Origin of the sequence: Armatimonas sp., assembly GCF_043760365.1 — a bacterium.
Lineage (GTDB): Bacteria > Armatimonadota > Armatimonadia > Armatimonadales > Armatimonadaceae > Armatimonas.
In genome coordinates this window covers 1-4935 of the sequence record NZ_JAYUPA010000410.1, presented here as the reverse complement: position 1 = coordinate 4935, position 4935 = coordinate 1, and the positions used below count along the sequence as shown (strand labels likewise).

General features: G+C 57.2%; 5 protein-coding genes. All 5 read right to left on the bottom strand.

Annotated elements, in window-relative coordinates; translation table 11 throughout:
• Positions 1 to 120: 120 nt before the first annotated feature.
• A complete protein-coding gene (locus ACH2EH_RS09755; RefSeq protein ID WP_395141191.1) occupies positions 121 to 993 on the bottom strand; it encodes an alpha/beta hydrolase fold domain-containing protein in 873 nt (290 codons plus the stop codon).
• Between the two features lie 200 nt (positions 994 to 1193).
• On the bottom strand, positions 1194 to 2330 hold the full coding sequence (locus ACH2EH_RS09750; protein WP_395141189.1) for an FG-GAP repeat domain-containing protein: 1137 nt from the start codon (positions 2328 to 2330) through the stop codon (positions 1194 to 1196).
• A gap of 259 nt (positions 2331 to 2589) precedes the next feature.
• The gene (locus ACH2EH_RS09745) at positions 2590 to 3300 is read right to left on the bottom strand and encodes a hypothetical protein (RefSeq protein WP_395141187.1); all 711 of its coding nucleotides are present in this window, start codon (positions 3298 to 3300) and stop codon (positions 2590 to 2592) included.
• Between the two features lie 8 nt (positions 3301 to 3308).
• Complete coding sequence (locus tag ACH2EH_RS09740; RefSeq protein WP_395141186.1) at positions 3309 to 3716, bottom strand: hypothetical protein; 408 nt, start codon at positions 3714 to 3716, stop codon at positions 3309 to 3311.
• 14 nt (positions 3717 to 3730) lie between these two features.
• Positions 3731 to 4935 (bottom strand): DUF1501 domain-containing protein (locus ACH2EH_RS09735; RefSeq protein WP_395141184.1); only part of this gene is annotated, 1205 nt, incomplete at its 5' end.

Below are 4935 nucleotides of genomic sequence, written 5' to 3'. Positions count from 1 at the left end.
ACGAGTCACCGAGCCCGAACCGCTTCCACCACCGCAGCCCCCCAGTAGGGCCAAGCCCAGCACCCCGAAAATCACCTGATTACTACGCATGTTCTTCTTTTCTCTCATAAAATCTGTGGTCTACGGGGTTAAGTACTTCTCGAACCACTCCGACATCACAATCAGCTCTTTTTCAACGCCCACCCAGCCGTGTGCTTTTCCTGGCTTGACATCAAGGCGATACGGGACATTTTTCTCTTTCAACAACGCCGCGAGCCGCACAGACTGCTGTAGCGGCACCAGTGGATCGGCATCTCCCTGGATCAAAAGCGTCGGAGGCATTTTCTCCGTGACTCCATAGTACGGCGAGAGTTTCTTCAGCAGCGCAAGCTGATCGTCGCGGCTCGCACTGGCGGGAACGCCAAAGGCAGGGCGGAAGACTTGGAGCATCGGGTTATCGAGCGAGATCGCACCCTCTTTGCCAAAGTTGAGAAAATCGGTTGGGGGAAAGAGGGCGGCAACACACTGCACGGCGCTTGAGGTGCGATCCACGGGATCTTTTGCATCGTCTTTCCCGGGGCCACCAAAGGCGCCCATCATGAGCGAGAGGTGCCCACCCGCACTTGCCCCGCAGATTCCGAGCCGATTGGGGTTAACGGAGTACTCGCTCGCATGGGTGCGGATAAAGCGCACGGAGCGGTTGATGTCCTCCAGAATTTCGGGGAGCGCGAACTTGGGCTGACTGCCGTGCACCACTTGAAAGACCGTCAAGCCGCGGTCGGTCATGAGCTTGGCCCAGCCAGGGTTGATGGAGTTATGGTTGGAGACCCAGCCGCCGCTCACCATCCAGATCACGCCGATTCCGTTGGGCTTCGCGGGTGTGAAGACATCCATGGTCAGCGCACACCCCAGCTTGTGGCCGTAGACCACATCCACTTTATGCTCCTGCGCTTTCGCGGCGCAGGGCAGGAGCACCAGTGCGGTGAGTCCTGCGAGAAATTCTCTACGATTCATAAAATGCTCCTTCGCCCCGCGTTTTTGATCGCCCCCATGAACGGGGGCGTCTTATTGTTGTCGCGGGCTCCGACACAATGGCCGTTCCGGCCATACCGATCCTCAGTAAACTTGGTTATGGGCGGGACGCCCTTCGTGTCCGAAGAATGAGGACAATAACACGCTCCCGTTCATGGGGGCGATCTAAATTAGAACGAGATTTACTTTCCTAAAAAGAGATATAGCCCGCTCTTGCCGGGCGCGATAATGTCTAGCTTACGGTCCCGGTTGATGTCCTGCACCACAATTTGGAGCCCAGTGCCTGTTTGGGTTCCCGAGTCAATCACAAACTTCTGCCAGGTTTTCTTTTTCTTGTCGAACTGGTAGTAGTAGAGGCCCAGTGGCTCCTCCGCGCCGGGGTCGTGGTCGTGGGCTTTGTAGCGCTTGCCGGTGAATACTTTATCCCCAACCAGCACCAGGGTGTGAAACTGTGACGCTGACAGATCAATCGGAAGCTGCTCCCACTTGCCACCACCTAAATTATGGAGCCAGTAGAGCCCGAAGTTGTGCCCGCTCCCAAAGACAATGTCGTTTTTACCGTCGCCGTCGAAGTCGTAGACAGGGGTGGAGATGCCCAGGTCGCCGGGCTTACAGGCGAACTCCGCGTGCCAGATCCACTTGTCATTTCGCGCATCGAGGTTCTCCCACCAGCCGCTGGGCGTGATGAGATCGCACTTGCTATCGCGGTTCACATCGCCAAAACCAATGCCGTGGCCCGCGCCCTGGTTACCAACTTTATGCTCGATCCACTGCCCGGCGCGAAGCTCATACCAGACCACTTGCCCGCCACAGTTGGGCAAGATACTGGTCTTGTCGTCCTTGCCCAGAAGCGGCGCAAAAACTGTGGTCTCCGCACTGCCCGGCTTGGCAATGGAGTGGCGTGGCCAGTTTTCCGTGAGGCTACCGTTGTTCTCGTGCCAGAAAAGCTCGGCGCTGGCATAGTCCGACGAGACAATATCGCGCTTGCCGTCGCCGTTTACATCTACCGGAAGCTCCGCAAAGCTCGCGCGGTAGCCGCTGGAGTCTGGCCCGCGCCCCCAAACCCCAATCTCACGAAATGTATGGGGCGTCCAGCGCGGCGCTTCGTACCAGGTGTCGCCGGAGACGACATCCAGCTTGCTGTCGCCGTTGATGTCCGCCGCACCCGCCGCCTCAAAGTCTGAGCGGGCATTGATCACGATCTTCTCAAACTTCAGCTTGGACGGCTGCGTGGGAGGGACGACGGCGACGTTTTTTTGCTGAGTGCCTGCGGTCAGAGCAATCAGGCAGAGCGGGAGATAGTGCAAAAGCAGCTTCATAGCACCTGGATTATACCCGTACATAAAAAAGACATGTAAAAGGATACCAAGATGAATTTGAACACGATGAAATCTAAGATTGCGTTGCACAAGGGACGTGTGCCTCTTTAACACTGTCGCACTTGCCGGGCTGTGGGGCTGACCGATGCGGAAGCGCTCACGGTGGCGAGCTACGACTCTGAAGCGAGCACCCAAGTACCTCGCCTCGGGCTGGTTTCTAGGCAGGCAAAGCGGCCCTCAACTTTTTGTCATTTGTTTGTTATCTTTCCAGAGATAAGTGGCACAGCTCTCCTGGAAATTTGTCTGGAGTGGACTGATAGGACTCCAAAACCAACGAGCCCAGATACGCTTCGAGAGTGAGTGTTCTTTTTGATCCTGCCCATTCCTGCTCAAAATACTCCTTGATCCCTTGCAGTGCAGACTCAACGTAATTCGGGTCACGGTCACGATCATGGTGCTGGTGTATGGGGTCGAGGCGTACCTCCCAACGCATGACTTCTGCTCTTATTTCCCAATTGAGCGAGCCGTCCGCCTCTTGTGAGTAGAACGTGAGACTAAGGCAATACAGGTACTTTTGCATACTTGCCATGTTCTCTGGTGTGAGCGGAAGGTGCTCAGCCTTATCTTTCCAGTAGGGGAATGTCGCATCGAATATTTCCCAAAAACGCTGGATATGGGAGGCGTCGCGGCGCTGCACTTCGTCTCGCCAGTGCCGAATCGCTTCGTGTGCCTCTTCTGTTTCCTGGAGAAGATTCTGTTGCACCATGAGTACTTCCGCTTCTTTTTGGGAGTATTCTTCGCCGTAGTAGCAGGCAGGGGCAAATTGACCGAGCTGGCAACCTGGGCATTCGTAGTGGATTCTCCACACAGCACCAGTTGTGGTGAGAGGCTTCTTCGGATGCACTTGCACACTATAGATGAGCCAGCACCCGCAATGGAAACATTGTGTTGGTCTTGGGTAGGTTGCCATGATGGGCTTTATTTGGGGGGAGCCATCCCACGGCTGAGGAGAACCAGTGTGGTGATGATGCCGGGGACGAAGGCGACGCCACCGGCTAAAATGCCGTAGACCCAGATCCCTAGGACGCCGGAGTTGCGGGAGTCGCCGTAGTCAATGCCGGCGATGAGCTTGAAGAGGCAGGCGTTGACACCGATCATCACGGCGATTATTAACCGCCCCAGGAGCCAGCCCCGGTGCACGCCCGGAACGAAAAAGACGGTGAATGTGAGCGCGATCGCCACGAACGCCCCGATCACACACGCCCGCTCCAGAAACGTATTGCCTGTCAGTGTCGGCGGGGTGTTGCGCGATGCCAGCCAGAACGAGAGCAGGAAAAACAGGAGCCAGAGCAGCTCGGGGCCAAGGATAATAACAAGACGTTTCATAATGACTCAGGCCATCAGGACAGAATGGGCTTGATGACTTCGCCGCTGACATCAGTGAGGCGCATGTTTCTGCCGCTGTAGGGATAGGTGAGCTTCGTATGATCCGTGCCCATTAAGTGCAGTACCGTGGCGTTGAGGTCGTAGACTGTCTGGACATTTTCCGATGCGATATACCCCAGCTCATCCGACGCGCCGTAGATCGTGCCGCCTTTGATGCCCGCGCCCGCCAGCCAGACGGAGAACGCCTTGGGGTTATGATCGCGCCCCGTGCCGCCCTCCGTGAAGGGCATGCGGCCAAACTCGGTGTGAAAGACGACTAGCGTGTCCTCGAAAAGCCCGCGCTGCTTAAGATCCTTGAGCAAACCGGCGACGGGAACATCAATCTCCCTTGCCCGTTTTTCGTGGTTGGCGACCATCCCATTGTGCGCGTCCCAGCTCTGGTCAAACACACCGCCGCCGGAGTAGATCTGCACGAAGCGCACGCCGCGCTCGACCAAGCGCCGGGCCAGCAAGCACTGCCTCCCAACAATCTCCGTCTCGGGCTTGTCCATCCCGTAGAGCGCCTTGGTTGCCTCCGTTTCTTTGGCGAGATCAACGGCCTCGGTGGCTTCGGACTGCATCCGATACGCCAGCTCGTAGGAGCGAATGCGTGCCGCAAGCTCTTGTTCCTGAGGCCGTTCGCGAAGAAATTCCTCGTTGAGCTTTTGCAGGAAATCTAATTGTTCACGTTGCTTTTCGGGGGAGAGGCCCGTAGGCGGCTTGAGATTGAGAACCGGCAGGCCTGAGCTGCGAAACTGGACTCCTTGGTAGTTACTTGGCAGGAAACCCGCGCTCCAGTTGCCCGCGCCGCCACCCACTAGGGCACGCGGATCGGTCATTACTACAAAGGCGGGGAGGTTTTGATTCTCGGTTCCCAGGCCGTAGCTCACCCAGCTTCCCAGCCCGGGACGGCCCGCCAGAATCGAGCCCGTGAGCATGTGGTACACGGCAGGGACGTGGTTGTTGCTCTCGGAGCGCATCGAGCGAATCAGTCCCAGGTCGTCGGCGCAGGCTCCGATACGAGGCAGCAAGTCCGAGACCGGCATCCCACACTTTCCGTAGTGTTTAAAAGACCACGGGCTCTTCATCAGCTTGCCGGGAGCGCTTCGTCCACCCGTGTCGAATTCTTTCCTGCCTGCCACCGAGACCCCATCTTGCTTGATCAGCTCGGGCTTGGGGT

Coding starts and splice junctions, on each gene's coding strand:
- ACH2EH_RS09750 (WP_395141189.1), bottom strand. CDS start 2,330: ATGAAGCTGCTTTTGCACTATCTCCCGCTCTGCCTGATTGCTCTGACC.
- ACH2EH_RS09745 (WP_395141187.1), bottom strand. CDS start 3,300: ATGGCAACCTACCCAAGACCAACACAATGTTTCCATTGCGGGTGCTGG.
- ACH2EH_RS09755 (WP_395141191.1), bottom strand. CDS start 993: ATGAATCGTAGAGAATTTCTCGCAGGACTCACCGCACTGGTGCTCCTG.
- ACH2EH_RS09740 (WP_395141186.1), bottom strand. CDS start 3,716: ATGAAACGTCTTGTTATTATCCTTGGCCCCGAGCTGCTCTGGCTCCTG.